We start from the raw sequence: 25,011 nt of genomic DNA on the forward strand, positions 1-25,011 counted from the left end.
TAAAGGTAACAAGGAGAATTAGCTTCCTGATTTAGGGAAGAAGACGATACCATTTCCACGGTCAACTTCAATTGCGGTGGCAGATTCGCGGGTTCGCGTGTCAAACTTTCCATTGCCATCTCGGTCGGAATACCACCAGCCGTCAGCCCCCTTCACGAAAAGTTTGCCGTCGGTGGTCGTGCTGGCGACGATTGAGGTATTGCCGTATTTCGATGAGATATCGCGTTCGGCATTGGCTTTTTCTACCTCGTCATTGAATAGGCTATTGATATAAGCGCCAATGCCCGCAGCGGCCAGAATTTTGGCAAGTTCCGCCAGAATGGGGAGCACTTGAGCATACTCATCGGAACCCCCTATATCGCTACTTAGGTCGGACATTCCAATCACGTTTGGTTGAACGAAATGGCCTGATGAATCAAGATAACTAGTCCAGTCAAAGATCCGATTTGCTACCACTACGATTGTGCCCCCACTCACAGCTTCTGCTTCATCGCGTGACAAGACTCTCAACGAATTCATAAATCGTTCCCTTCGTTTGTAGCTGCTCCTTCCAATAGGAGCTCTTTTCCGACGATACCGTCGAAAACTGTGATGGCGCGGTTGCATTGAGCAAGCGCGCTTGATCGGTGGGCAACCATTACGGCGGACACATCAAGGCCGTGGATCGCAGCTAGGACTTCATCCTGCTTTTGATTGTCGAGATGCGAGGTTCCCTCGTCGAAGAAGAGGGTGGTGGGTTGACCATAAACGGCTCGCGCCAGCAGGATCCTTTGCTTCTGTCCGCCCGAGAACACCGACCCCATGTCCCCAACCAGCGTCTGGTAGCGCATCGGCAGCCGGTCGATGTCGTCTGCGATGCAAGCTGTCCGCGCTGCTTCCTCGATCCGCGCCATGTCGGGCTCGGGATCGAAGAACGCGATGTTCTCGGCGATCGTGCCGGCAAACAGCTGATCGTCCTGTGCGACCGAGCCGATCTGTGCGCGCCAGCGGGCGAGGCCATAGGCCTCCAGCGGCTGCCCATCGATCAGCACCTCGCCGTAGGTGGGCTTGAGCAGCCCCATCATGATCTTCATGAGAGTGGTCTTGCCGCCGCCCGAGGGGCCAACGAGTGCGACGGATTCGCCCGGTTCGATCCTGAGGTTGATGCCCTTCAGGATCTCTGGCTCACCAACTCCATAGGAGAAGCGGACATTGCGCAGCTCGATCGAGGGGATGTGGCGCTGGCCCGTGTCATCGTAACCGGTGTGCGTGATAGCCAGGTTCTCGGGCTTGCTCAGCGCAATGTCCGAGATCCGCGAAAGGTGGACCTGCAACAGGTTGTAGTTGATCGCCTGCTCAACCAGGCGGATCCCGGCATCAAGGAACTGACGCTTGTAGGCCTGGTAGGCGAAGAGCATGCCCACCGTGATCTTGGCATCGAAGGCCATGCCAATCGCCAGGTAGACGAACAGCACGTTCTCCAGGCCTACGACCAGCTGGTTGCCGGCGTCAAAACCGGCGGTCAGGCGCCCCAGCTTGATATTGGCGTTGACGGCCTCGGCCTTTTTCTTCTGCCACAGGCGCTGGCGATTGCCTTCCTGGCCAAAGGCCTTGATCGCGGCGATCCCGCGGATCGTCTCGATAAAGGTGCTGTTTTCCTGCGCGTTGGCCGTGATGACATTCACGTTGCGCAGCTTCATCGCCTGAAGGAAAGCGAGGCGAAGGCCGATGTAAGCGAGCAGCGCGCCGATCGCGAGCAGGCTGAGGACCGGCGCATAGACAAACATCAGCGAGAGCGTGATCAGCGCCATGATCCCGTCGATCAGCGAGGCGATCAGCCCTTGTGAAAGCTGCGCGGTGATGGGCTGGGTCGAGCCGAAGCGTGAGATGATATCGCCAACGTGCCGCTTCTCGAACCACGGCAGCGGCAGCCGGACGAGATGGCGGAACAGGTTGACGATGACCTGGTAGGACAGCGCATTGTTGAGGGTAAGCAGCACCAGCGAGCGGGTCCAGCTGGTTGCAAACTGGATCAGCGCCAGGCCGGCAAAGCCCAGTGCCAGGACCTTGAGCAGCCCTGCATCGAAGCTTGGGAAGACCGTGTCGATCGCGATCTGCATGTAGAAAGGCGCCGCCAGCGCCGCCAGCTGCAGCACCAGCGAGAGCAGGAAGATTTGCCGAAGGCTCGGCCAGAGGCCGTTCATCGAGGTCCACAGCTGGGTGATCTTGAGCTTGTTCTGCTCAATCACCGGGCGGAAGGTCTCGGACTTCAGAAGCTCGAGCACGATCCCGGTGAAACGGCGCGACAGCTCTTCGCGGCCGACCACCAGCGCGCCGCGGCCGGGATCGTGGATATGATAGCGCTCGCCGCCAAAGCCCTTGCTCACCTTGGTCAGCACGACAAAGTGGTTAAGGTCCCAGTGCAGCACGGCCGGCAGCTGGACCTCGGCAAGGTCATCGATCTCGCCCCGCAGCGGCCGACTGTTAAAGCCGATCGCTTCGGCCACCTCCATCAACTGCTTGAGCGTTGCGCCCTTTAGCGAGAACGAAAAGCGCTGGCGCAGCGTGCCCAAGTCAGTCTCGTAGCCATGAAAGGCCGCGACCATGGCGATACAGGCCAGGCCGCACTCAGCTGCTTCGCTCTGGGCGATGTAGGGCGTGCGCCGCGCGCCAGTAAGGTTGAGGAACTCCGGACCCTGCATCACGACGTCCGATTGGTGACTGCCCGCAAGGGGGCCATAAGCCAGTCCCAGAAACTGAGCCGATCGAGGATTACATTGGCGGTAAGCGTCATCCCGGCCTGGAGCGGATACTGCTGACCGAAGGCATCGATTGCCTGGCGCTCGAGCCGGACCTTGACCTTGTAGACCGGCTCTTCGATCCGCAGCGGCGCATCAAGCTCATTGGGGGCAATGATCACCCGCGAGACCGAAGCGATCTTGCCGGTAAAGCTGCCAAAGCGCTGGTAAGGGAAGGCGTCGTAGAGGAGGCGCACTTCCTGGCCCTCCCTCACAAAGCCGATCGCGCGCGAGGCGACATAGACATCGGCTTCAAGGTTGACCGCCTCCGGGATGATCGTCAGCAGCGGCACTTGCCCGCCAACCGTGCGCCCGGTCGCGGTCTGGAGTGCGGTTACACGGCCGGCAATCGGCGCGTTGATCGCATAGGAGCGCTCGGTCTCAAGCCGCGACTTCTGCTGGCGATAGCCCTCAAGCGCGGTCTTGGCGTCAACCACCTGGGCCGCCCGCTCGACCACAATCCGCCCAAGGTCGGCCTCAACCTGGGCGATCTGCGTTGCCGTATTGTCTAGCTGCGTCTTGAGCTGGGCTTCCTGCTGCTGGGCATTGATGTAGCTTTGCCGCCGTCGCTCGACCTCAAGCTTGCTGACGAAGCCCTTTTCGATCACCGGCCCAAGCTGCTCGAACAGGTTGCGGCTTGAGGCAACCAACTGCGCCTGCAGCGCCAGCTGTCTCGAAAGGTTCGCTTGTTGCTGGACCAAGCCATCAAGGCTCGCGCCAAGCCTGGCGCGCTGCTGCGCGGCACTGTCGCCTGCCAACGCGATCCGGTCGCGGGCAAGCCCTTCCTGGGCACCGAGGGCGGCCACGCCTTCCTCGGTATAGCGTAGGCCATCTTCCGCGGGTTGATCGGAAGAGACGATGGCGAGTTTCTGGCCAGCCGCCACCGCATCTCCCTCGCGCACCAGGAGCGTGCTGATCACCCCTGGGCGCAGCGCAAAGACCTTGCTCGACTGGCCCGCGGGGACAACGACGCCCTTGGCGGTTTCGATCCGGGAGTAGCTACCCAGGCCAACGAACAGGCCTGCGGCTGCGACAATGCCAACGATGCCGGCGGTCAAGATCCGCGTCGGCACTGACTGGCTGAGGATTACCTCACCATAGAGCCGGTCGGTCTGGCTGGCCATTACCTCGTCGCGAAACAGGCCAGTCGACAAGCGTTCCCCCCCAACAGATCGGGCCGAAGGCTATGTGTCACACTGCACACAATGGGGCCTGACCCTTGCGGTAAAGCTCGGGTGAAAAGCACGGCGGGTCAACGCGGCAAACTTTTGTAAATTAAAAAGTTTTCTTTGTAGAACGGTCCAGGGAGAGCGAACCTGATACGTCGCAGTCCGATCGAACAGTCCCGCTATCTCAGCATCGGCGGCCGACTGTGCCGTTGACGAAGCCGCGCGCCCAGTCCTGTCTGGCGGCGCGATCGTTGGCGAGATCGGCGGGATCGAGGTTGCGCAGGGCGATCAGCCGGTCCTGTGCCAGTGGCTCTTCGAACATCAGGCCGATGAACCCTTGCGCGCACCAGGCGACATCGGCAAACAGCTCCAGGCCCGCCAGGCGCAGGATGCAGGACGCTCCGGGACGCAGCACGAATTTCGATGAAATCCGCGCTCCGGTGGCCGAGATATTCTCGATGACCGCTGGCCCCTGGCCATCCAGCATGATCAACTCCGCCGGCAGCCGCACGCGCAGCCGCGAACTCGCGCGGCGGCCGCAATGTGCGAGGGGTTGGGGATTCTGCGCGCCCATCGTCTGCGCATGCCACAAACATGGCCAATGCGAGGTATGGGCGGCCTAGGCGTTTGCCCCTAGTCCGCGCGCAAGTCGGCCCATTCCGGGTGTCTTTTGAACTGTGCAGCGACATAGCTGCAAACCGGATCGACCTTGAATCCCTGTTCGCGGGCATCGGCGATCAGGGCATCGACCAGCTTGGCGGCGACCCCCCGGCCACCGATTTCGGGCCGCACCAGGGTATGCTCGGCCGCGCGGACAGGGCCGTGCATGACCCAGGTCAGCCGCCCGATTGCGGTCTCGCCCGCCACATGCGCATGGTACTCGCCAGCCTGGTCCGATCCGTGGCGGGTTATAGTCACTTCGGTCATGTCGTGTTCCTGATGCTTGACGGCGCGGCCTGTCGTCATATGGCGCAGGATATGGCCATGCAGTTCCTCTCCGACAATGCCGCCTCGGTCCATCCCGCGCTATGGCGGGCGATGCAGGCGGCGGATGCCCCCGATGCGCCCTATGATGGCGATGCGCTGAGCCAACGGCTCGATGCGGCCTTTGGCGAGGTCTTCGGGCGCGACTGCGCGGTGCTCTGGGCGGCGACCGGCACTTCGGCCAATTGCCTGACGCTGGCGAGCATGGTCCAGCCGCATGGCGGCGTGGTCTGCCACCGCGAGGCCCATATCGAGGTCGACGAGGGCGGGGCGCCCGGCTTTTACCTTCACGGTGCCAAGCTGATGCTGGCCGAGGGCGAGGGGGCCAAACTGACGCCTGCGGCCATCGCCGGGGTGATCGATCCGATCCGCAACGATGTCCACCAGGTCCAGCCGCACGCCGTCTCGATCACCCAGGCCAGCGAATATGGCCGGGCTTACCAGCCGGCCGAAATGGCCGCGATTGGCGCCTATTGTACCGAGCGCGGCCTGCGGCTGCACGTCGATGGCGCGCGGTTCGGCAACGCCGTGGCCTTTCTCGGCTGCACACCGTGGGAAGCCTGCCAGGGCGCGGCGGCGCTCAGCTTCGGCATGATCAAGAATGGCGGGATGAGCGCCGAGGCCCTGGTCTTCTTCGATACGGGCCTCGCCGATGTCGCCCGCTATCGCCGCAAGCGCGCCGGGCACCTGCAATCGAAGGGTCGCTATCTCGCCGCCCAGCTGCTTGCCATGCTTCAGGATGACCTGTGGCTGGCGAACGCCCGCCACGCCAATGCCGCGGCGCAGGAGCTGGCCAGCGCGGCGCATGACCGCTTGCTGCACCCGGTCGAAGCCAACGAGGTGTTCCTGCGGCTGACCGGGCCGGAGCGCGAGGCGCTGCGGGCCCAAGGCTTCTCTTTCTATGACTGGGGTGATGACGCCGCGCGCATGGTGACGGCCTGGAACAGCCCGATGGAGCATGTCACGGCCTTGGCCCGCGCGATTGCAGCGCTATGAGCGGCGTGACGCTGACGCCGCGTTCGATCGCGGCCTTTATCTTCCTGGCGCTGGTCTGGGGTTCGACCTGGCTGGTGATCAAGGATCAGATCAGCGAAGTGCCGTCGGCGTGGTCGGTGGTCTGGCGGTTCATTCTGGCAGCGACGGCGATGGCGGCCTTTGCCCTGTTGCGGCGCGAGCGGCTGCGCCTGACCGGGCGTGAGCAGGCTGTGGCGATCGCCATGGGGGTGTTCCAGTTCAGCGTGAACTTCCAGCTTATCTACCAGTCCGAACATTATCTCACCTCGGGCCTGGTGGCAGTGGTCTTCGCACTGATGATCGTGCCCAACGCGATCCTCGCGCGGCTGGTGCTGGGGGCGGCATTGACGCGGCGCTTCGTGGCAGGATCGGCCATTGCCCTCGCGGGCATCGCCCTGCTGATGCTCCACGAATACCGGATCGCCCCGCCGAACAGCGGTGTTACGACCGGGGTGCTGCTGGTGACGGGCGCGATCCTGTCGGTCTCGGTCGGCAATCTCCTCCAGGCAACCACAACCGCTCGCGGCGTGCCGGTGGTGTCGCTGATGGCCTGGGGGATGCTCTGGGGTATCGTGGCCAGCGCCAGCTATGCGATTGTCGCGGTCGGCGCGCCGGTGCTCGATCCGCGCCCAGCCTATCTGGCGGGGATTGCCTACCTCGGCCTGGTCGGCTCGGCGCTGACCTTCCCGCTCTATTCGCAGCTGATCCGCGACTGGGGACCGGGTCCGGCGGCCTATAACGGCGTTGCCGTGCCGGTGGTGGCAATGATCCTCTCGACCTTGTTTGAAGGCTACCAGTGGAGCCTGCTGGCCGGCGCCGGTGCGGTACTGGCGATGGCTGGACTGCTGGTTGCGCTGTCAGGCCGGAAGTAGACTGGCCAGCCCCTCGCGGTAGGTCGGATAGCGTGGGCTCCAGCCCAGCACTCGCTTCGCCTTGCCGTTCGCGACGCGGCGGTTTTCGGCATAGAAGGCGCGCGCCATCGGCGAGAGGCCCGCTTCATCCAGCGATTGCAGCGGCGGTACTGGCAGGCCGAGCAGCGCGCAGGCGTGCTCGATCACCTCGTTCTGGCTGCACGGCAGGTCGTCGCTGATGTTGTAGGCCCCGGCCGGCGCTTCGAGCGCGAGCACGGCCGCACTGACGATATCGTCGACATGAACCCGGCTGAACACCTGGTCCGCCAGATCGATCCGGTGGGCCTTGCCTTCGCGCACCCGGTCCAGCGCAGAGCGACCCGGGCCATAGATCCCAGGCAGCCGCAGCACGCGCGCGCCGCGGGCCAGCCATTCGGCATCGGCATCGGCCCGTGCGGTTCGCCGGCCAGTCCCGGTTGGCGCGCTTTCATCGACCCAGGCCCCGGCCGTATCGCCGTATACCCCGGTCGAAGAGAGATAGGTCAGCGGCTTGTCGGCCAGCGCGTCGCCATAGGCTGTCAGCACCGGATCGCCATCGGCAGAAGGCGGGACCGAGGACAGGGCCCGGTCCGCATCGGCCAGCGCCATGCGCACCGAACCGGTATCGTCGAACCGCAGGGTCCCGGCGCGGCCGGTCGAAACGACCTCCCACCCACGCGCCGCCATGACGCTCGCAAAGCGGGCAGCCGTGTAGCCAAAGCCGAAGATGAATAGGCGTCTCATCCCGTTTCCCTACCCGTTCGCATCGGGCGAAGTCGAGATGCCTGTGCAAGTGTCTCGACTTCGCGCAGTGCGAGCGGCATTGAGGGTGCATGGACGCCATTTCTGCACCCCCCGCCGCCCCGCCCGTGATCCGCCGTGAGGACTATCAGCCGCCCGCCTGGCTGGTCCCGCAGACGCGACTGAAGTTCACGCTCGGGCTGGAGCAGACGCGGATCCAGGCTAGCCTTGAGGTGCGACGCAATCCTGCCGCAGAGGCGAGCAGCATCCTGCGCCTCAATGGCGATGGCCTCGCTCCGGTTGGCGTCTGGATTGATGGCGCAGCCAGCACGGACTGGCGAATGGAAGGCGGCGACCTGGTCGTGCCGCTCAGCGGCGAAGCCCACGAGATCGGCATCGAGACTGCGATCAACCCCGCCGCCAACACCCAGCTGATGGGCCTCTATGCCTCGAACGCCATGCTCTGCACCCAGTGCGAGGCCGAGGGCTTCCGCCGCATTACCTTCTTCCCCGACCGGCCGGATGTGCTGTCGATCTACTCGGTTCGCATGGAAGGGCCGAAGGCGCTGTTCCCGGTGCTGCTGTCTAATGGCAATTGCACGGCGACCGGCGAGGAAGCCAACGGCACCCACTGGGCCGAATGGCACGATCCCTGGCCGAAGCCGAGCTACCTCTTCGCGCTGGTGGCAGGCGATCTTGTAGCCAACCACGATACCTTCACCACGATGAGCGGGCGCAAGGTCGATCTCAACATCTGGGTCCGCGAAGGCGATCAGGACCGCACCCATCACGCGATGAAGGCATTGAAGGATTCGATGCGCTGGGACGAGGAGGTGTTCGGCCGCGAGTACGATCTCGACCTGTTCAACATCGTCGCCGTGTCAGACTTCAACATGGGGGCGATGGAGAACAAGGGGCTCAACGTCTTCAACACCCGCTACATTCTGGCCGATCCGGATACCGCGACCGACATGGACTATGACGGGATCGAAGGGGTGGTCGCCCACGAATACTTCCACAACTGGTCGGGCAACCGCGTCACCTGCCGCGACTGGTTCCAATTGAGCCTCAAGGAAGGCTTTACCGTGCTGCGCGACCAGTTGTTCAGCCAGGACATGGGCAGCGAACCGGTCAAGCGGATCGAAGACGTCCGCGTGCTGCGCTCGGCTCAGTTCCCCGAAGATTCGGGGCCGCTGGCGCACCCGATCCGGCCCGATGCCTATCAGGAGATCTCCAACTTCTATACCGCCACGGTCTATAACAAGGGCGCCGAAGTCATCCGGATGATGCGGACGCTGGTCGGGCCCGAGCGGTTCCGTGCGGGGACCGACCTCTATTTCAACCGCCACGATGGCGAGGCCGCGACCTGCGAAGACTTCGTCAAGGCGATCGAAGACGGGGCGGGGATCGATCTGGCCCAGTTCCGCCTGTGGTACAGCCAGGCCGGCACGCCCAAGGTGACTGCGCGGCTGAGCCACGAGGGCGAAACGGCCCTCCTCACCCTGTCACAGGAAGTACCCGCCACTCCGGGCCAGCCGGTTAAGCAGCCGATGGTCATTCCACTGAAGATCGCGCTGTTCGACCGGAAAACCGGGCAGCACCATGGTGAACAAGTAGTTACCTTGAGCGAACCTCAAGTAGAGTTGAGTTTTCCGGGGTTTTCCGAACGTCCGGTCCTGTCGCTCAACCGCGGCTTCTCGGCGCCGGTCAATGTCGATATCGACAGCTCGGCAGCGGACCTGCTGTTCCTGGCCGCCCACGATGACGATCCGTTCGCCCGTTACGAGGCTTTGCAGCAGCTGGTCGTCCAGCACCTCGTTGCGGCGATCAGCGGCGGGATGCTGTGCGAGGCCGAACGGCAGGCCGGGCGCGAGGCGATCGGGCGAGCCTTGGCGGCAGTGATCGCCGACCCCTCGCTTGACGACCTGATGCGCGGCGAGCTGATGGCGCTGCCGGGTGAGACCTACCTCGCCGAACAGTTCGAGGCGGCAGACCCCGGCGCGATCCGGGCCGAGCGCGAAGGGTTGAAAGCCTGGCTCGGCGGGGAGCTGAAGGACGCGCTGGTTGCGCTCCATGCCGGTGCCAGTGCCGTGCCCTACAGCCTCTCGGCCGAGGCGCGCGGCGCGCGCAAGGTCAAGACCCAGGCGCTGGTCTATCTGGCGGCCGGGGTGCCAGCGCTCGCCGCCGAATTGGCCACGGCCCAGTTTGATGCGGCCGACAACATGACCGACCGCCAGGGCGCGGCGCTGGTCCTAGCCGGGCTCGACACGCCGCTGCGCGACGCCAAGCTTGCCGCGTTCTACCAGCGCTTTGCCGGCAACGCCCTGGTGATCGACAAGTGGTTCTCGCTCCAGGCCGGCTCGCTCCATCCGCGCGTGCTCGATCAGGTCGAAGCGCTGGCCAGGCACCCGGACTTCACCCTGACCAATCCCAACCGGGTGCGGGCGCTCTATATGGCGCTCGCCGGGAACCTGGGGGCCTTCCATGCTGCCGATGGGCGCGGCTATCGCCTGATCGCCGACCTGATCCTAGCGCTCGACCCGCTCAATCCGCAGACGGCAGCGCGCTTTGTCGCCCCGCTTGGCCGCTGGCGGCGGATCGAACCGGGCCGGGCGGCGCTGATGCGGGCCGAGCTGGAGCGGATCCTGGCTGCCTCCACCCTCTCGAAGGATACCTACGAGCAGGTGAGCAAGAGCCTTGGCTGAGCCGGTCGAAGTCAACCGCGCGGCGGTCCTTGGCGAACTGCCGCATGGTTTTCTGGGACGGCGCGGCGGAATTTCGACGGGTGTGGTTTCCGGCCTCAATGTCGGCCTCGGCACCGGGGACGAGCTCGCCGCCGTAGCCGAGAACCGCCATCGCGCCGTCGAAGCCGTGCAGCCCGGCGCGCGGCTGGCGACGGTCTATCAGGTTCACTCACCGCTTTGCGTGACAGTGGCCGAGTCCTGGCCCGATGCCGAGCGGCCCCATGCCGATGCGCTGGTGACCGATCGGCCCGGGCTGCTGCTTGGCGTGGTGACTGCCGATTGTGCGCCGGTCTTGCTGGCCGATCCCGTCGCCGGCGTTATTGGCGCCGCCCATGCCGGGTGGAAGGGCGCGGTCGGCGGCGTCACCGATGCGACCATTGCGGCGATGGAAGCGCTAGGGGCCAAGCGTGGACGGATCGTGGCGGCGATCGGTCCCTGCATTGCCCAGGCCAGCTATGAAGTCGACGCCGGCTTTCGCGCGCGCTTCATCGCCGAGATGTCCGACAACGGACAGTTTTTCGGCCCCGGCCAGCCCGGCCACTTCCAGTTCGATCTTGCGGGCTATGTCGCGCATCGGCTCAAGACCGCCGGTATCGGCGCAGTTGAGCCGCTGGGCCTCGACACTTACCCCGATGCCGAGCGGTTCTATTCGTTCCGCCGGGCAACGCATTGTAACGAGCCCGATTACGGCCGCCAGATCTCGCTGATCGGATTGCCCTGAAGCCGATGCAAACCTTGCAAGCGCCAGTGCTAAAATCGGTGTTGGCAGAGTGACAGCTTGCGTCTATCAGGCGCGCCAAATCGACCGGTCCGTCTGCTTCGGCAGACTGGTCGGGCGGCACAGGAAGGGGGCTTCCTGGACATTGTTCTAGGTTGCCGTTCCGGGTTCGCGAGAGCAGGCCCGGGTAACCGCAAAAGGCAGGATAGGTTCAACCATGGCTGAAAATGCTGACACCGCCACGCTCGAAGGGACCCCGAAGGAGGGTGTGCGGCGGCGCGATTTCATCAACATTGCCGCGGTTAGCGCCGCTGGCGTCGGTGGCGTTGCGATCGTCTACCCGCTGATCAGCCAGATGTCGGCCTCGGCCGACGTGTTGGCCGAGAGCTCGACCGAAGTCGATGTCAGCGCGATCGCGCCGGGCCAGGCGATCAAGGCGGTGTTCCGCAAGCAGCCCGTCTTCATCCGCAACCTGACCCCGACCGAGATCGAGGAAGCCAACAAGGTTGATGTTTCTTCGCTGCGCGATCCGCAGACGCTGGCCGAACGGACCAAGGAAGGCCACGAAAACTGGCTGATCACCATGGGCGTCTGCACCCACCTGGGCTGCGTGCCGATGGGCGCGGCCGAGGGCGAGGTTAAGGGTGAATACGGCGGCTACTTCTGCCCCTGCCACGGCTCGCACTATGATACCGCCGCGCGCATCCGCAAGGGTCCGGCGCCGAAGAACCTCCTGGTTCCGGACTATGCATTCACCTCCGACACTGTCGTGAAGATCGGCTAAGGGCACCCGACATGAGCTATCCCTGGGCAAATGAATACAAGCCGACCCACCCCGTGATGGTGTGGATGGACGAGAAGCTGCCGCTTCCCCGTCTGGTCTACGGCGCGGTTGGCGGCGGCTATGAAGTGCCGCGCAACCTGAACTATTTCTGGAACTTCGGCTTCCTCGCCGGGCTCTGCCTGATGATCCAGATCGTCACCGGCGTGGTCCTGGCGATGCACTATGCGCCGAACACCCTGGTGGCCTTCGATTCGACCGAGCACATCATGCGCGACGTCAACTGGGGCTGGTTGATGCGCTATGCCCACGCGAACGGGGCCTCGGCCTTCTTCGTCGTGGTCTACATACACATTTTCCGCGGTTTCTACTTCGGCTCCTACAAGGCCCCGCGCGAAATGATCTGGCTGCTCGGTGTCGTGATCTTCCTGCTGATGATGGCCACCGCGTTCATGGGCTACGTGCTGCCTTGGGGCCAGATGAGCTTCTGGGGTGCGCAGGTCATTACCGGCCTGTTCGGTGCCATTCCCTTGGTCGGTGAGCCGATCCAGCACTGGCTGCTGGGCGGCTTCGCGCCGGACAATGCCGCGCTGAACCGCTTCTTCTCGCTGCACTTCCTGCTGCCCTTCGTGATCCTTGGCGTGGTGATCCTCCACGTCTGGGCGCTGCACATCCCGGGCTCGTCGAACCCGACCGGCGTCGAAGTGAAGTCGGAAAGCGATACCGTGCCGTTCCACCCGTACTACACGGCGAAGGATGGCTGGACGGTCGGCCTGTTCATGGTGCTCTACAGCGCGGTGGTGTTCTTTGCCCCGAACATGCTGGGTCACCCGGACAACTACATTCCTGCCAACCCGATGCAGACCCCGGCGCACATCGTTCCGGAATGGTATTTCTGGCCGTTCTACGCGATCCTGCGCGCCTTCACCCAGGACTTCTTCTTCGTGCCTGCAAAGCTGATGGGCGTGCTGGCCATGTTCGCGGCGATCCTGATCTGGTTCTTCCTGCCCTGGCTTGACCGTTCGCCGGTTCGCTCGGCCAACTATCGCCCGCTCTATCGCAAGTTCTTCTATGTGCTGGTCGTGGTGATGGCGGTGCTGTTCTACTGCGGTGGTGCCCCGGCTGAAGAACCCTATGTGATGCTCAGCCAGCTGGCTGCGCTCTACTACTTCGCCCACTTCCTGATCATCGTGCCGATTGTTTCGTCGATCGAGCGGCCGGATCCGCTGCCCTATTCGATCACCGAATCGGTGCTGGGTCCCCAGCCCGCCAAGGCTTAAGCGAGACGGAAAGAGACAGACCCATGATCCGCATCCTCTCCCTTCTCGTCGGCGCCTTCTTCACGGTGGTGCTCGGCTACTCGTTCACCCGCGGTGCCTATACCGCAGCGACCGAGCCTCATGCCCTGACGGCTGAAAAGGTTTACCACCTCAAGCCCAAGGAACTGCACCTTGCCAGCAACGGTCCGTTCGGCAAGTTCGATCGCCAGCAGCTGCAGCGTGGCTTCAAGGTCTATGAAGAAGTCTGCGCCGCCTGCCACAGCATCAAGCACGTCGCCTTCCGCGACCTTGCCGCGCTCGGTTATAACGAGGCGGAGATCAAGGCGATTGCTGCCAAGTCGACCGTCGCGGGCAAGGATCCGCTGACCGGCGAGGTCAAGGACCGTCCTGGCATGGCGAGCGACTATTTCCCGCCGGTGGTCTATGCCGGTCTCGGCCATCCGCCGGATCTCTCGCTGATCACCAAGGCGCGCCACGAAGGTCCAGCCTATGTCTACTCGCTGCTGACCGGGTATCAGGAACAGCCGGCCGAACTGCTCAAGCGGTTCCCGGAAGCCAAGACTGGCGACGGGCTGCACTACAACCCCTACTTCGCCAACCTCAACCTGGCGATGCCGGCTCCGCTGGTCAGCGATGGCCAGGTGACCTACAGCGACGGCACCAAGGCGACCGTTGACCAGATGGCGAAGGACGTGTCCGCGTTTCTCGTCTGGACGGCTGAGCCGAAGCTCGAAAACCGTCACCAGACCGGGTTCTGGTGGATCGGTTTCCTGATCTTCGCGACGGTCCTGGGCTACATGGCCTATCGCAACATCTGGGCCGAAAAGAAGGGCCACTAAGCCCTTCGATAACTGGACGCCGAAAGCGCCCCCCGCCTTTTGGCAGGGGGCGTTTTTCATTGGCGCGCGGCGGGTTGAGCCATTTGTGCTGCCGAAGTAATTGACGCAGGCGGCCATGCTGGCGCATAGGCGTGGGCGCAAAGGGCCCAGGCCTCAAGCGGGTATAGCATAGTGGTAATGCTCCAGCCTTCCAAGCTGGCTAGAGGGGTTCGATTCCCCTTACCCGCTCCAGTTTCTCTCTGATCACAAACGAAAGCGGCCCCGGAACTCGTCCGGAGCCGCCTGTCGCGCAATCCTGCAAGTGCTTACTTGGCCGGCGGAGCCGCTGCGGCCGCGTTCTCGGGCAGGCCGCCCAGTTGGGTCACCATCTTGGTATAGGCGTCGAGATAGGCCAGCACGATGATCTGGCCGATCGCCGTATCCTGATAGCCGCCGCCGGCTGCGCCGCCAAAGGTACCACCGCTGAACAGTCCGCCGCCGGCACCCCAGCCCAGGTCCGATTTGCGGTAATAGCCTTCGACCAGCGCCATTTCCTCGGTCGTGCGGGCATTGACGACCGACAGCGTTACGTTGGCCTCGCCCTTCTTGATGTTGATACCCCCGGCGATCGCCCCGGCGGCGCGGCCGAACAAACCTCCGCCAATCCCGCCCAGGATCCCGCCGACGCCACCGCCGCCCGAGTTGCGGTTGGCCGAAACGATATCCGGCTCAAGGAAATAGTCCGCCGCCTTGACCTGGCCCTTGCCGAGGTTCGATCCGCCTTGCAGCTCGCCTTGATCCGCCATGGCGCGTTCCATCGCGCGGCTCTGCATCGAGCGGCCCCGGTTCACCAGGCTGAAGCAGCCCGACTGCTGCACGAAGATCTTCAGGATCGCCTCGGGGCTGCCAAGGTTCATTTCGCGCCACCACTGGTTGTCCGGCTCGACAATCGCGATCGTGCCAAGGTTCTTGGTGCATCGCGGAATATCGCGCGTGCCCTTGGCCTGGGCCTGGCGACCGGACGAACCTTTGTCGGCAGCGAAGGCCGGGGCCGAGCCTCCTGCCGAAACGAGCGCGAGCGCGACGGCGCTGGCGATGAACTTGCGCATGGTAATCTCCCTCATCCACGGCTGGCTCAACCCGGCAATGGGGGAAGGTCAGCGCGCCACAACTGCATATGAAGGTAAGCCCGGCGATCCGGTTATGGCTTGGATATTTGCGTCACCGGCTGGTTGTCGATCAGCCGAGTGCCACCGATCCGAGCCGCGACGAACAGCCGTGCGGGCTGGGACGTTGGATCGTTGACCGGTGTCAGCGAATCCGGATCGCGCACTTCGGCATAGTCGATCGAGGAAAATCCCCCGGCCAGCAGTATTTCCTCCAGCTCGCGAAGCGCTGACGCGACGGGCTCACCCCGCGTCAGGGCCCAGATCGCGGCCTGCATCGCTTGCGGCAGGCTGGCGGCCTGGGCCCGCTGCTCGGCCGAGAGGTAAGCGTTGCGCGAACTCATCGCCAGGCCGTCAGCTTCGCGCTTGGTCGGCACGCCCAGGATCGCGTCGACATGCGGGCGGGTTAGGTCGAGATCGCGGGCCATGCGGCGGATCACGGCGAGCTGCTGCCAGTCCTTCTCGCCAAACAGCGCCAGATCGGGCTGGACCTGGTTGAACAGCTTGCACACCACCGTCGCGACGCCATCAAAGTGCCCCGGCCGCGCTGCGCCGCACAGCCCCTCGGAAACGCCCGAGACCGAGATATTGGTGGCATAGCCTTCTGGGTACATCGCCGCCGGCTCGGGGGCCCAGAGCAGGCTGACGCACTCAGCCTCCAGTAGCGCCTGGTCGCGGGCAAGCTGGCGCGGATAGGCGTCAAGGTCCTCGTTGGCGCCAAACTGGCGCGGGTTGACGAAGATCGAGACGACCACGTGCGCGGCCCGCGCCTTTGCTTCGCGCACCAGCGTAAGGTGCCCTTCGTGCAGCGCACCCATCGTCGGTACCAGTGCAATCGGTCCATCGCAGCGCAGCGTCTCCAGCGCGCTGCGTAGTGGATCAAGCCGGGTGATGGTTTGCACGGACGAATCCCCTTGGGTAGAAGGCCGGACCACGCCCTAGCGCCGTCCTGCGCTGCGGGGCAACCACACAAGCGAGCCAACCTGACCGTGACTGCCACCAAGAGCCCCCACCGTATCGTCTTTGCCAACGAGAAGGGCGGCACGGGCAAGTCAACCACGGCGGTCCATGTAGCAATTGCGCTGGCCTATCAGGGCGCCCGTGTCGCTGCGGTAGACCTCGATCCGCGCCAACGCACCTTCCACCGCTATCTCGAGAACCGGGCGGAAACGATCAAGCGGCGAGGCATCGAATTGCCGACCGCCGACTTTGTGGTGTTCGACGGGACCGATCCCGCAGAGTTGGACCGGATCAGCGCAGACCTCTCCGCTGGCCATGACTTCCTGATCTTTGACACGCCGGGGCGCGACGATCCGCTCGCTCGGCATGTGGCGACCGGGGCGGACACGCTGGTGACCCCGCTCAACGACAGTTTCGTCGATTTCGACCTGATCGGACAGGTCGATGCCGAAACCTTCAAGGTCCGCAAGCTCTCGTTCTATGCCGAATTGATCTGGGAAGCGCGCAAGAAGCGGGCAATGGCGACGATCCAGGAAAAGCGCCGCGAAATGGACTGGGTGGTGGTGCGCAACCGTACCCAGCATGTCGAGGCGCGCAATATGCGCCGGCTTGACCAAGCGCTGACCGAACTGTCGAAGCGGGTGGGTTTCCGGATCGCCAACGGCCTGAGCGAGCGGGTCATTTATCGCGAGCTGTTCCCTTCGGGCCTGACCTTGCTCGACAAGGGTCATCTGGGCGAGCTCGGCACCAGCCACCTCGTCGCCCGCCAGGAGCTGCGCGCGCTGCTCGCCAATCTCAACCTGCCGCTGCCCGCCCGCGCGGCGCCTGAGCTGGCGCTGGCCCGGCCGGAATAGCCCTTGGCCAAGCTCATCGTCTTCGCTCTTTTGGCTTGTCTCGCCTGCCGCGTGCTGACGCAGCGCTGGCCTTGGGAACTTTGGGCCATTTCAGAGCGTTCTCAAGCTGAAGCCCAAGCGCGGGCCCTGCTCGGCGTAGATCGCGCGGCTAGGCGCGAGGCCATAATCGAAGCCCATCGTCGGCTGATCGCCCGGGTCCATCCCGATCGCGGCGGCAGCAACGATGCGGTCCACGCAGCCAACGCCGCCCGCGACCTCCTCTTGGCGCGGCTTGAGCGCAACGAATCGGAGTAAGCATGAGCCATCAGTTCCACGCCACTGTCCTGCGCGAATACGACATCCGCGGGATCATCGGCGAAACGCTGGGCACCGCCGATGCCTATGCGATCGGTCGCGGCTTTGCCACACTGCTGCGGCAGGCTGGCGGCAGCAAGGTGGCGGTTGGCTATGACGGGCGGTTGAGCTCGCCCGAACTGGAAGAGGCCGTGGTGGCCGGCCTTAACGCCAGCGGCTGCGATGCGGTGCGGATCGGCATGGGGCCAACCCCGATGCTCTATTACGCCGAAGCTTCAGCCGAAGACGTGCATGGCGGCATTCAGATAACCGGCAGCCACAATCCCGCCAATTACAATGGCTTCAAGATGGTATTCCAGGGCCGGCCGTTCTTCGGCGCGGATATCCAGGAACTGGGCCGGATCGCTGCGGCCGGGGCCTGGCTCGATGGCAATGGCACCCATGAGCGCCGCGAAGTCCTGACTGCCTATGTCGCCCGGCTGACCCAGGGGCTGGCCGGCATCGACCGCGCGCAGCTCGCCGATCTGCGGATCGGCTGGGATGCGGGTAACGGTGCCGCCGGCCCCGCGCTCGAACTGCTGGTCAAACAGCTTCCTGGAGAACACCATCTTCTCTTCACCCAAGTCGACGGGAACTTCCCGAACCATCATCCGGATCCCACGGAAGAGAAGAATCTGGCCGATCTCCGGAAGCTCGTCGCCGAGAAGAGCCTCGATTTTGGCGTCGCCTTCGATGGTGACGGGGACCGGATCGGGGCGATTGACGGCCAGGGGCGGGTGATCTGGGGTGACCAGCTGCTCATGATCTACGCCGAAGACCTCCTGAAGCTGGAGCCCGGAGCCGCGATTATCGCGGATGTGAAGGCCTCACGCGCCCTGTTCGATCACGTCGAAAGGCTCGGTGGACGGCCGACTATGTGGAAAACTGGACACAGCCTGATCAAATCCAAAATGAAGGAGATTTCCGCGCCGCTGGCTGGCGAGATGAGCGGGCACGTCTTTTTTGCGCACCAGTACTACGGGTTTGACGACGCGCTTTATGCCGCGGTCCGGCTGATCGCGGCGAGCGCGCGGCTCGGCAAATCGGTGACCGAACTGCGCGGGGCCATGCCGGCGCTGGTCAACACGCCCGAGCTGCGCTTCCAGGTTGATGAAAGCCGCAAGTTCGCCGTGATCGAAGAGGTCAAGGTGCGGCTCGCCGCTGCCGGCGCCGATGTGAACGGGATCGACGGGGTGCGCGTCTCCACGCCTGATGGCTGGTGGCTGCTGCGCGCTTCGAACACCCAGGACGTGCTGGTCGCCCGCGCCGAGAGCGAGAACCATGCGGGCTGCGACCGGCTGCTGGCCGAGATCGATGCCCAGCTGGCGGCTTCAGGCCTGGAACGCGGGCCCCAAGCCGGTCACTGACAAGCGGGACACTAGAGCGCTGGCCACAGGAAGGGCAGGGCGACTAGCGCCGCCACGGTGCTGGCCCCCAGCACCGCCGCCCCGCGCCAGGCCTTCGCCCAGCCAGCCAGCCCGATCGCGGCCCCGGCTTTGATCAGTGTATTGAGCAGCACCGGCGGCATCAGGATCAGCGCGGCCAGGCGCGGATCGACCGTGCCAGCAGGCATGTTGCCCATGGTAATGATTGCCGAATCGACATCGAGCATGCCCGATAGCGCCAGCACGGTTGCGAGGCCCGCATCGCCATAGCGCGCCAGGACCCAGCGCGCGGCGACACTCAGCACCATGACCAATGCTGCCAGTAGCAGGGCCGGGCCAAGCGCGAAAGGATTGCGCAGTGGCATGGCCTGTTCAGCTGCAGCACCGGTGTCCAGGCGGCGGCGGCCGATCAGCCAGGCGCCGATCAGGCTCACCGCCATGCCGGGCAGGGCCCAGGCCAGCAGCATGGTCAGGGCGAAGGGGGCCAGCGCCGCGACCAGGGCCATGACCCGGATGAACATCACGGCCGAGGCCAGCGCGATCGCCGAATTGAGCGTAGCCAGATCGCCCGAGCCATCGCGCAGCCGCCCCGCCACCGCAGCCGTGACAGCCGTCGATGAAACCATCGAACCCGCGGCCGCTGTCGCCAGCGTCCCTTTCGTGGCACCCAGTCGGTGGGCGGCAATATAGCCCAGGAACGAAAAACCGCAGACCAGCACCACCACCAGCCAGATCTGCCGCGGCCGCCAGGCGTCGAGCGGGCCCATCGGGGTATCGGGTAGCAGCGGCAGGATCACCAGCGCAATCAGCGCGAAGTGGGCGATGGCCAGCACTTCGCGTTGGTCGAGCTGGCGGATCCAGTCGTGGAGCTGGTGGCGCATGGCCAGCACCAGCACCATCACCCCGGTCGCGGCGCTGGCCAGGGCGTGCGCGCCGGCGCCGGCCACAAACCCGCAGGCGAGAGTGAGCAGGCCGACCAGGCTGGCCGTACCGCTGATCGAGGCCGGCGCTGCAGTCTGGCCGCGTGTGCTGCGCCAATAGCCCATCACCACCAGCACGGCCGTCGCGGCCAGCAGCACGCCCGACAGCACCGGAAAGGCCGCCTGCAAGGCGCCACCGAGCCCGCCGGCCAGGCCGAGCAGGCCATAGGTCCGGATCCCGGCAAAGCGCGTGCCCGGGGCTTGGTCGCGCTGGGTCCAGCCGCGTTCGACCCCCACCAGCAGGCCCAGCGCCAAAGCCAGCGCGATGGAGGTCAGCGCATCCTGATCGAGCCCCGGCAACATCGCCCCAGCGTGGCAGGCCCGGCGGGGAAGGGGAAGCGCGATTTTCCTACTCCGGCCAAGCCTGTTATGTTCGCCCGGCCTTCTTCCGCGCCTTGCCCGGCGCCAGGTTCATGCCCCTCTCCTGCGGATGCCTTTCATCAACTAACCCTCCATGTCTGACCAAACCGCCAACCTCCCCCCTGAACTCGCCGGCTGGTTCGCCGCGCGTGGCTGGCAGCTGCGCCGCCACCAGCGCGAGATGCTGGCGGTCGCGGAGGCCGGGCAGCATGCCCTGCTGGTCGCCGATACCGGGGCGGGCAAGACCCTGGCGGGCTTTCTGCCGACCTTGGCCGATTTCTGTCCGTCGCGGTTGGACGGCTCGCCGCCCTCGGACGGGCTGCACACACTCTACGTCTCACCGCTAAAGGCGCTCGCGCACGACGTGCGCCGCAACCTGCTGCTCCCGGCTGAAGAGCTTGGCTTGCCGATCCGGATCGAGACCCGCAGCGGTGACACACCGTCAGACCGCAAGGCCCGCCAGCGCAGCAACCCACCGCACGTCTTGCTGACCACGCCGGAATCACTCTCGCTGCTGCTATCCTATCCGGAAAGCGCGACGCTGTTTGCTGGGCTGAAGCGGATTGTGGTCGATGAGGTTCATGCCTTCGCCAACGGCAAGCGCGGCGATCTGCTGGCACTCGCCATGGCCAGGCTGCAAGCGCTGGCTCCGAACCTGCAACGGGTGGCGCTTTCCGCGACGCTGGCTGATCCGGAGGCCTATCGCTGCTGGCTGGCTCCGGGCGGCCTGGCAAACTCGGTAACGCTGGTTGAGGGCGAGCAGGGGGCAGCTCCCGAGCTGGAAATCGTGCTGCCGCATGAGGCTCGTGTGCCGTGGGGCGGCCACGCCGCAGCCTGGGCCGTGCCGCAGCTCTATCAGGCGATCAACGCCAACAAGACCACACTGGTGTTCTGCAACACACGCTTCCTGGCCGAGTTCATTTTCCAGGAATTGTGGGACGCGAACGAGGACCACCTGCCGATCGGCATCCACCATGGTTCGCTCTCGGTCGAGGCGCGGCGCAAGGTCGAAAGTGCCATGGCGGCGGGAAAGCTGCGCGCGCTGGTCTGCACCGCCAGCCTTGATCTAGGGGTCGACTGGGGCGACGTCGACCTGGTGGTGCAAATGGGGGCGCCCAAGGGTTCCTCGCGCCTGCTCCAGCGGATCGGGCGGGCCAACCACCGGCTCGACCAGCCAAGCCGGGCGATGCTGGCCCCGGGCAACCGGTTCGAGTTCCTTGAGGCGGTTGCGGCGCTGGAAGCAGTCGCCGAAGGGCAGCGCGACGGGGATGCCTTCCGGCCGGGTGGGCTCGATGTCCTCGCCCAGCACGTCATGGCCTGCGCCTGCGCGGGGCCATTCGATGAAGCATCCCTGCTTGCGGAAGTGCAGAGTGCCCAGGCCTTTGCCTGGGTCGATACCGAGACCTGGCAGCGCGTGCTCGGCTTCGTGGCGACCGGGGGCTATTCGCTGCGGGCCTATGACCGGTTCCAGCGAATTACCAGGGGGCGTGACGGGCTGTGGCGCCTGACCCATCCGCAACATGCCGCGCGCCACCGGCTGAATGCCGGAATTATCATGGACAGCGAGATGATCTCGGTCCGGTTCCGCAATGGCAAGGCGCTGGGGCGGGTGGAAGAGAGCTTCGCTGCCAGTCTCAAGCCGGGGGCAACCTTCCGCTTCGCCGGGCTCGACCTCGAGGTCGAGGCAATGCGCGAGACCGAGCTATGGGTGCGTGCTGCCAAACGTAGCGGGCAAATCCCGAGCTATATGGGTGCGCGCATGCCGCTTACCACGCACCTGTCGAACCGTGTCCAGGCCTTGCTGGCCGACCGCGCGGGTTGGGTCCGGTTTCCGGATGACGTGCGTGAGTGGCTGGAGATGCAGGACTGGCGTTCGGAGCTCCCGGCGCCGGGCAGGCTGCTGGTGGAGAGCTTCCCGCACCAGGGCCGCTTCTACACTGTGTTCTACACTTTCGAGGGCTGGCCGGCGCACCAGTCATTGGGCATGCTGGTGACGCGGCGAATGGAGGAGCGCGGGTTGGCCCCGCTGGGTTTCGTCGCCAATGACTATGCCCTGGCGGTCTGGGGGCTGCGGCCGATCGAGGATCCGGCAGCGCTGCTCTCGCCCGATATCCTCGCGGATGAATTCGTCGACTGGGTTCAGAACAGCTACCTGCTGCGCCGCGCCTTTCGCGAAGTGGCGGTCATCTCGGGGCTGGTCGAGCGGCAGCATCCCGGCAAGCGCAAGACGGGGCGGCAGGTCACGTTCTCGACCGACCTGATCTATGATGTGCTGCTCAAGCACGAGCCCGATCATGTGCTGATCGAGGCGGCCTGGGCCGATGCCCGTTCACGCATGACCGATGTCGGACGCTTGGCCGGGGTCCTCGACCGCGCCCAGCACGAATTGCACCATGTGCATCTTGACCGGGTGAGCCCGCTGGCCGTGCCGGTGCTGGTAATGATCGGCCGTGAAGCGACCCCGCAGGGCCAGGCGGACGAGGAGCTGCTGTTCGAGGCAGAGAGCCTGGCCGGCCTGGCCATGCGTCCGGTCCGCTAGTTCGCCGTGCGCTTGGCGAAATCGGCGTAGCGTTCGTTGCCAACAAAACCGAACCCGCTCACGCCTGAGGCGTGGATTGTCTGGAGCGTGCGGGCGGCGGCATCATAGGGGGCCTGGCCGGCCGGTTCGAACCGCAGCTCGGGTTCAGGCCTGAGCCTGGTGGTGGCGGCAAGCAAGCTGGCCAGCTCGGTTTGGCTGACCCCTGCGCCGTTCCAGGTGGCAGTGCCGCGGGCGTCGATCGCGATCGTGTTGCTGTCGTTTCGGATCGTCTTGCCTTCGCCTGCTGGCAGAGGAACTTCAAGGCTGTGAGTAGCCGCCGGGATGGTGATCACGAACAGGATTAGCAGCACCAGCAGGACGTCGATCAGCGGCGTGGTGTTGAGTTCGCCGAGGGGCGTGGAGTTTGGGGCAAGCGTCGCGGCCATGGATTTTCTCCCATCACGCCGCGCCACGTTCAACGCGGCAATGTAATAGTATCACATAACTTCAATGGTGCAAGATTGTGTCTTGCGCGAAAACGAAAAGGGGGCGGATCGCTCCGCCCCCTTCGATCGCTTGACCCGTGATCGGGTTACTTGGCGTTCGGCGCCTTGCCGAATTCCGAGTACTGTTCGTTGCCGACGAAGCCAAAGGCCGTCACCCCCGAACCCTTGATGATGTTCAGCACCTGGACCGAGGTCTCATAGGGAGCCTGCGGGTCTGGCTGGTACTGCAGCTCGGGCTCCGGCTTGATCGCTAGGGTGGCCTGCAGCAGCGAGAGCAGCTGGCCGGATTCGACCGGGGTGCCGTTCCAGAGGATCGCGCTGTTCGGCATGATCACGACCTTGTTCTTGTCGCGCTTGACGACAACGTCCGGCGGCGGGGCCGACGGGTTGGGCAGGTCGATGTTCACGGCGTGCGTCGCCACGGGGATCGTGATGATGAACATGATGAGGAGCACGAGCATGACGTCGATGAGCGGCGTCGTGTTCATTTCCATCATCGGCGAGCCATCATCCTTGCCGCCTGACATTGCCATGTGGGTTACTCCTGAATTTCGAGTTGGGAGTGGGGCGGCCAAGACCGCCCCATGCCCTTAACCGTTGGGGTCGACCGGGGTCGAAATGAAGCCGACCGTCGGGTAACCCGAGATCTGCACGTTGTAGATCGCACCGGCGATGCAGCGCCACGGGGCGTTGACGTCGCCGCGGATATGCACCTGCGGAACCAGTTCCGGATTGTCCCGAAGGGCTTCCGGACCACCAGCACGCTTCACGATCGCGTCGAGACGCTTGAAGGCCTGGTCGCGCAGTTCGACCGAATCCACCGGCGTGATGTTGTTGAAGTAGATGCGGCATTCGCCGCCGAGGTTCGCGCCTTCGAAGCCCGGTTCGCCCGCAGAGCGGCCGGCCGAGTCGGTGGTGCTGACCGTCAGCAGCAGGTTTTCGACCTTATCCTTCGATTCAGTCGAAACCATGATCGGAAGCTTCAGCTTCTGGATCGTCTGGATCGCGACCGGAACCGCGATCAGGAAGATGATCAGAAGCACCAGCATCACGTCGACCAGCGGCGTGGTGTTGATTTCCGACATTGGTGCGTCATCGCCACCGCCGCCCGTTGAAATCGCCATGGGTTACATCCTGTCCTTGGGTTGGCAGCGAGCCCGCCGCAGCCAAAGGTGGCTGCGGCGGCTCTTAACGCTTAGGCCTTGGCAGCCGGAGCAGCAGCCGGCTTGGCAGCAGCCGGGGCCGGAGCCACGGCGGGCTTCACCGCACCCTTCGAGTTGATGTTCGCCAGCACGTCGGTCGAGAAGCCCGAAAGCAGCTCGGCGATACGCTTGTTGCGGGCCTGCAGGTAGTTATAGGCAAGCACGGCCGGAACGGCGACGAGCAGACCCAGCGCGGTCATGATCAGCGCTTCACCGACCGGACCGGCGACCTTGTCGATCGAGGCCGAACCAGCGATGCCGATGTTGATCAGCGCGCGATAGATGCCGACCACGGTGCCGAACAGACCGATGAACGGCGAAGTTGCGCCGACGGTTGCCAGGAACGGCAGACCCGAAGCGAGACGGGCGTTCACCGAAGCTTCCGAGCGAGCGAGCGAGCCGTGCAGCCAGTCATGGGCTTCCAGAGCGTCAGTCATCTTGCCGTGAGCTTCTTCAGCGGCAAGACCGTCATCGACGATCTGGCGCCAGGCGCTGTTCTTATCAAGCTTGGCAGCACCGTCCTTGAGCGACGGAGCGCGCCAGAACGAAGCCTTCAGCTCGTTGTACTGGCGCATGATCTTGGCCTGTTCGAAAAACTTGGTGAACAGGATGAAGAACGAACCGAACGACATGATGCCGAGGATGACGACGGTGGCGTAGGCGATGAAACCGCCCTGCTCCAGCGCTTCCTTGAAGCCGAACTTGTTCTGCGGGGCTGCCTGGGCGGCCGCGGTCAGGAGGTCAACGATAAGCATGCGAAAAGTCCTCTCAAGCGAAATAGGTTGGTAATCTGCCGGTCCCCCCGGGGTCCCGGCGATGGTCCGACCGAAG

At 64.6% G+C, this 25,011-nt stretch carries 24 protein-coding genes and 1 tRNA gene; 12 read left to right on the top strand and 13 right to left on the bottom strand.

Annotated elements, in window-relative coordinates; genetic code table 11:
• Window positions 1-18: 18 nt before the first annotated feature.
• The 5 genes from FRF71_RS06770 to FRF71_RS06790 all read right to left on the bottom strand — a co-directional run bounded on the left by FRF71_RS06770 (window position 19) and on the right by FRF71_RS06790 (window position 4,912).
• Entirely contained in the window at window positions 19-519 is a 501-nt protein-coding gene (locus tag FRF71_RS06770) for a hypothetical protein (RefSeq protein WP_147089878.1), read from the bottom strand.
• Entirely contained in the window at window positions 516-2,681 is a 2,166-nt protein-coding gene (locus tag FRF71_RS06775; RefSeq protein WP_161597897.1) for a peptidase domain-containing ABC transporter, read from the bottom strand. Before FRF71_RS06775 ends, FRF71_RS06770 begins: the two co-directional genes overlap by 4 nt.
• Window positions 2,681-3,901, bottom strand: coding sequence for a beta-barrel domain-containing protein (locus FRF71_RS06780; protein WP_147089881.1), 1,221 nt, complete (start codon window positions 3,899-3,901; stop codon window positions 2,681-2,683). Before FRF71_RS06780 ends, FRF71_RS06775 begins: the two co-directional genes overlap by 1 nt.
• Before the next feature lie 229 nt (window positions 3,902-4,130).
• Window positions 4,131-4,520, bottom strand: coding sequence for a PilZ domain-containing protein (locus tag FRF71_RS06785; RefSeq protein WP_147089883.1), 390 nt, complete (start codon window positions 4,518-4,520; stop codon window positions 4,131-4,133).
• 59 nt (window positions 4,521-4,579) lie between these two features.
• A complete protein-coding gene (locus tag FRF71_RS06790; RefSeq protein WP_420359394.1) occupies window positions 4,580-4,912 on the bottom strand; it encodes a GNAT family N-acetyltransferase in 333 nt (110 codons plus the stop codon).
• An 18-nt stretch (window positions 4,913-4,930) separates the two neighbouring features.
• On the opposite strand from FRF71_RS06790, the gene FRF71_RS06795 reads away from it, so the two are divergent.
• A complete protein-coding gene (locus tag FRF71_RS06795; protein WP_147091556.1) occupies window positions 4,931-5,926 on the top strand; it encodes a threonine aldolase family protein in 996 nt (331 codons plus the stop codon).
• Window positions 5,923-6,816 (top strand): DMT family transporter, encoded by an 894-nt coding sequence (locus FRF71_RS06800; protein WP_147089885.1) that lies wholly within the window; start codon window positions 5,923-5,925, stop codon window positions 6,814-6,816. The genes FRF71_RS06795 and FRF71_RS06800 overlap by 4 nt, the downstream gene beginning before the upstream one ends.
• Here the strand turns inward: FRF71_RS06800 and FRF71_RS06805 are convergent.
• A complete protein-coding gene (locus tag FRF71_RS06805) occupies window positions 6,802-7,578 on the bottom strand; it encodes a Rossmann-fold NAD(P)-binding domain-containing protein (protein ID WP_147089887.1) in 777 nt (258 codons plus the stop codon). The genes FRF71_RS06800 and FRF71_RS06805 overlap by 15 nt on opposite strands.
• 89 nt (window positions 7,579-7,667) lie before the next feature.
• Here FRF71_RS06805 and pepN point away from each other — a divergent pair, with 89 nt between their 5' ends.
• The 6 genes from pepN to FRF71_RS06835 all read left to right on the top strand — a co-directional run bounded on the left by pepN (window position 7,668) and on the right by FRF71_RS06835 (window position 14,168).
• Entirely contained in the window at window positions 7,668-10,280 is a 2,613-nt protein-coding gene (pepN, locus tag FRF71_RS06810; protein ID WP_147089889.1) for an aminopeptidase N, read from the top strand.
• Entirely contained in the window at window positions 10,273-11,040 is a 768-nt protein-coding gene (pgeF, locus tag FRF71_RS06815) for a peptidoglycan editing factor PgeF (protein WP_147089891.1), read from the top strand. Before pepN ends, pgeF begins: the two co-directional genes overlap by 8 nt.
• Window positions 11,041-11,254: 214 nt before the next feature.
• Complete coding sequence (petA, locus tag FRF71_RS06820) at window positions 11,255-11,821, top strand: ubiquinol-cytochrome c reductase iron-sulfur subunit (RefSeq protein ID WP_147089893.1); 567 nt, start codon at window positions 11,255-11,257, stop codon at window positions 11,819-11,821.
• 11 nt (window positions 11,822-11,832) lie between these two features.
• Entirely contained in the window at window positions 11,833-13,098 is a 1,266-nt protein-coding gene (locus tag FRF71_RS06825; protein ID WP_147089895.1) for a cytochrome b, read from the top strand.
• A gap of 23 nt (window positions 13,099-13,121) precedes the next feature.
• Window positions 13,122-13,937 carry a cytochrome c1 gene (locus FRF71_RS06830; RefSeq protein ID WP_147089897.1) on the top strand — a complete coding sequence of 272 codons (816 nt, stop codon included), beginning with the start codon at window positions 13,122-13,124 and terminating at the stop codon, window positions 13,935-13,937.
• A 157-nt stretch (window positions 13,938-14,094) separates the two neighbouring features.
• Window positions 14,095-14,168: transfer RNA gene (locus FRF71_RS06835), tRNA-Gly, on the top strand.
• A 74-nt stretch (window positions 14,169-14,242) separates the two neighbouring features.
• On the opposite strand, the gene FRF71_RS06840 is transcribed toward FRF71_RS06835, so the two are convergent.
• Complete coding sequence (locus tag FRF71_RS06840) at window positions 14,243-15,025, bottom strand: CsgG/HfaB family protein (protein ID WP_147089899.1); 783 nt, start codon at window positions 15,023-15,025, stop codon at window positions 14,243-14,245.
• Between the two features lie 92 nt (window positions 15,026-15,117).
• A complete protein-coding gene (gene panC / locus FRF71_RS06845; protein ID WP_147089901.1) occupies window positions 15,118-15,984 on the bottom strand; it encodes a pantoate--beta-alanine ligase in 867 nt (288 codons plus the stop codon).
• 87 nt (window positions 15,985-16,071) lie between these two features.
• Here panC and FRF71_RS06850 point away from each other — a divergent pair, with 87 nt between their 5' ends.
• Genes FRF71_RS06850 through pgmG form a run of 3 tightly spaced genes read left to right on the top strand, consistent with a single transcriptional unit; the run spans window position 16,072 to window position 18,596 of the window.
• Window positions 16,072-16,896: a division plane positioning ATPase MipZ gene (locus FRF71_RS06850; protein WP_147089903.1), complete on the top strand. Its 825-nt coding sequence runs from the start codon at window positions 16,072-16,074 to the stop codon at window positions 16,894-16,896.
• Window positions 16,897-16,899: 3 nt separating this feature from the next.
• A complete protein-coding gene (locus FRF71_RS06855) occupies window positions 16,900-17,190 on the top strand; it encodes a J domain-containing protein (protein WP_147089905.1) in 291 nt (96 codons plus the stop codon).
• A 2-nt stretch (window positions 17,191-17,192) separates the two neighbouring features.
• Window positions 17,193-18,596: a phosphoglucomutase/phosphomannomutase PgmG gene (gene pgmG, locus FRF71_RS06860; protein ID WP_147089907.1), complete on the top strand. Its 1,404-nt coding sequence runs from the start codon at window positions 17,193-17,195 to the stop codon at window positions 18,594-18,596.
• 11 nt (window positions 18,597-18,607) lie between these two features.
• On the opposite strand, the gene FRF71_RS06865 is transcribed toward pgmG, so the two are convergent.
• Complete coding sequence (locus FRF71_RS06865) at window positions 18,608-19,897, bottom strand: MgtC/SapB family protein (RefSeq protein ID WP_147089909.1); 1,290 nt, start codon at window positions 19,895-19,897, stop codon at window positions 18,608-18,610.
• A 151-nt stretch (window positions 19,898-20,048) separates the two neighbouring features.
• On the opposite strand from FRF71_RS06865, the gene FRF71_RS06870 reads away from it, so the two are divergent.
• Window positions 20,049-22,493, top strand: a complete 2,445-nt coding sequence (locus FRF71_RS06870) for a ligase-associated DNA damage response DEXH box helicase (RefSeq protein ID WP_147089911.1) — start codon at window positions 20,049-20,051, stop codon at window positions 22,491-22,493.
• Here FRF71_RS06870 and FRF71_RS06875 read toward each other — a convergent pair.
• From FRF71_RS06875 to FRF71_RS06890, 4 genes are all read right to left on the bottom strand, one after another.
• Window positions 22,490-22,918 (bottom strand): ExbD/TolR family protein, encoded by a 429-nt coding sequence (locus tag FRF71_RS06875; RefSeq protein ID WP_147089913.1) that lies wholly within the window; start codon window positions 22,916-22,918, stop codon window positions 22,490-22,492. The genes FRF71_RS06870 and FRF71_RS06875 overlap by 4 nt on opposite strands.
• Window positions 22,919-23,064: 146 nt before the next feature.
• Window positions 23,065-23,511, bottom strand: a complete 447-nt coding sequence (locus FRF71_RS06880) for an ExbD/TolR family protein (RefSeq protein WP_147089915.1) — start codon at window positions 23,509-23,511, stop codon at window positions 23,065-23,067.
• Between the two features lie 57 nt (window positions 23,512-23,568).
• Complete coding sequence (locus FRF71_RS06885) at window positions 23,569-24,102, bottom strand: ExbD/TolR family protein (protein WP_192900043.1); 534 nt, start codon at window positions 24,100-24,102, stop codon at window positions 23,569-23,571.
• Between the two features lie 71 nt (window positions 24,103-24,173).
• Entirely contained in the window at window positions 24,174-24,935 is a 762-nt protein-coding gene (locus FRF71_RS06890) for a MotA/TolQ/ExbB proton channel family protein (protein WP_147089917.1), read from the bottom strand.
• Between the last annotated feature and the right edge of the window lie 76 nt (window positions 24,936-25,011).

The sequence above is a fragment of the Novosphingobium ginsenosidimutans genome (assembly GCF_007954425.1).
Lineage (GTDB): Bacteria > Pseudomonadota > Alphaproteobacteria > Sphingomonadales > Sphingomonadaceae > Novosphingobium > Novosphingobium ginsenosidimutans.

Bases quoted from the DNA above. Each gene is read 5' to 3' on its own strand.
- FRF71_RS06770 (WP_147089878.1), bottom strand. From the start codon at position 519: ATGAATTCGTTGAGAGTCTTGTCACGCGATGAAGCAGAAGCTGTGAGT.
- FRF71_RS06775 (WP_161597897.1), bottom strand. From the start codon at position 2,681: ATGCAGGGTCCGGAGTTCCTCAACCTTACTGGCGCGCGGCGCACGCCC.
- FRF71_RS06780 (WP_147089881.1), bottom strand. From the start codon at position 3,901: ATGGCCAGCCAGACCGACCGGCTCTATGGTGAGGTAATCCTCAGCCAG.
- FRF71_RS06785 (WP_147089883.1), bottom strand. From the start codon at position 4,520: ATGGGCGCGCAGAATCCCCAACCCCTCGCACATTGCGGCCGCCGCGCG.
- FRF71_RS06790 (WP_420359394.1), bottom strand. From the start codon at position 4,912: ATGACGACAGGCCGCGCCGTCAAGCATCAGGAACACGACATGACCGAA.
- FRF71_RS06795 (WP_147091556.1), top strand. From the start codon at position 4,931: ATGCAGTTCCTCTCCGACAATGCCGCCTCGGTCCATCCCGCGCTATGG.
- FRF71_RS06800 (WP_147089885.1), top strand. From the start codon at position 5,923: ATGAGCGGCGTGACGCTGACGCCGCGTTCGATCGCGGCCTTTATCTTC.
- FRF71_RS06805 (WP_147089887.1), bottom strand. From the start codon at position 7,578: ATGAGACGCCTATTCATCTTCGGCTTTGGCTACACGGCTGCCCGCTTT.
- pepN (WP_147089889.1), top strand. From the start codon at position 7,668: ATGGACGCCATTTCTGCACCCCCCGCCGCCCCGCCCGTGATCCGCCGT.
- petA (WP_147089893.1), top strand. From the start codon at position 11,255: ATGGCTGAAAATGCTGACACCGCCACGCTCGAAGGGACCCCGAAGGAG.
- FRF71_RS06825 (WP_147089895.1), top strand. From the start codon at position 11,833: ATGAGCTATCCCTGGGCAAATGAATACAAGCCGACCCACCCCGTGATG.
- FRF71_RS06830 (WP_147089897.1), top strand. From the start codon at position 13,122: ATGATCCGCATCCTCTCCCTTCTCGTCGGCGCCTTCTTCACGGTGGTG.
- FRF71_RS06840 (WP_147089899.1), bottom strand. From the start codon at position 15,025: ATGCGCAAGTTCATCGCCAGCGCCGTCGCGCTCGCGCTCGTTTCGGCA.
- pgmG (WP_147089907.1), top strand. From the start codon at position 17,193: ATGAGCCATCAGTTCCACGCCACTGTCCTGCGCGAATACGACATCCGC.
- FRF71_RS06865 (WP_147089909.1), bottom strand. From the start codon at position 19,897: ATGTTGCCGGGGCTCGATCAGGATGCGCTGACCTCCATCGCGCTGGCT.
- FRF71_RS06870 (WP_147089911.1), top strand. From the start codon at position 20,049: ATGTCTGACCAAACCGCCAACCTCCCCCCTGAACTCGCCGGCTGGTTC.
- FRF71_RS06875 (WP_147089913.1), bottom strand. From the start codon at position 22,918: ATGGCCGCGACGCTTGCCCCAAACTCCACGCCCCTCGGCGAACTCAAC.
- FRF71_RS06880 (WP_147089915.1), bottom strand. From the start codon at position 23,511: ATGGCAATGTCAGGCGGCAAGGATGATGGCTCGCCGATGATGGAAATG.
- FRF71_RS06885 (WP_192900043.1), bottom strand. From the start codon at position 24,102: ATGGCGATTTCAACGGGCGGCGGTGGCGATGACGCACCAATGTCGGAA.
- FRF71_RS06890 (WP_147089917.1), bottom strand. From the start codon at position 24,935: ATGCTTATCGTTGACCTCCTGACCGCGGCCGCCCAGGCAGCCCCGCAG.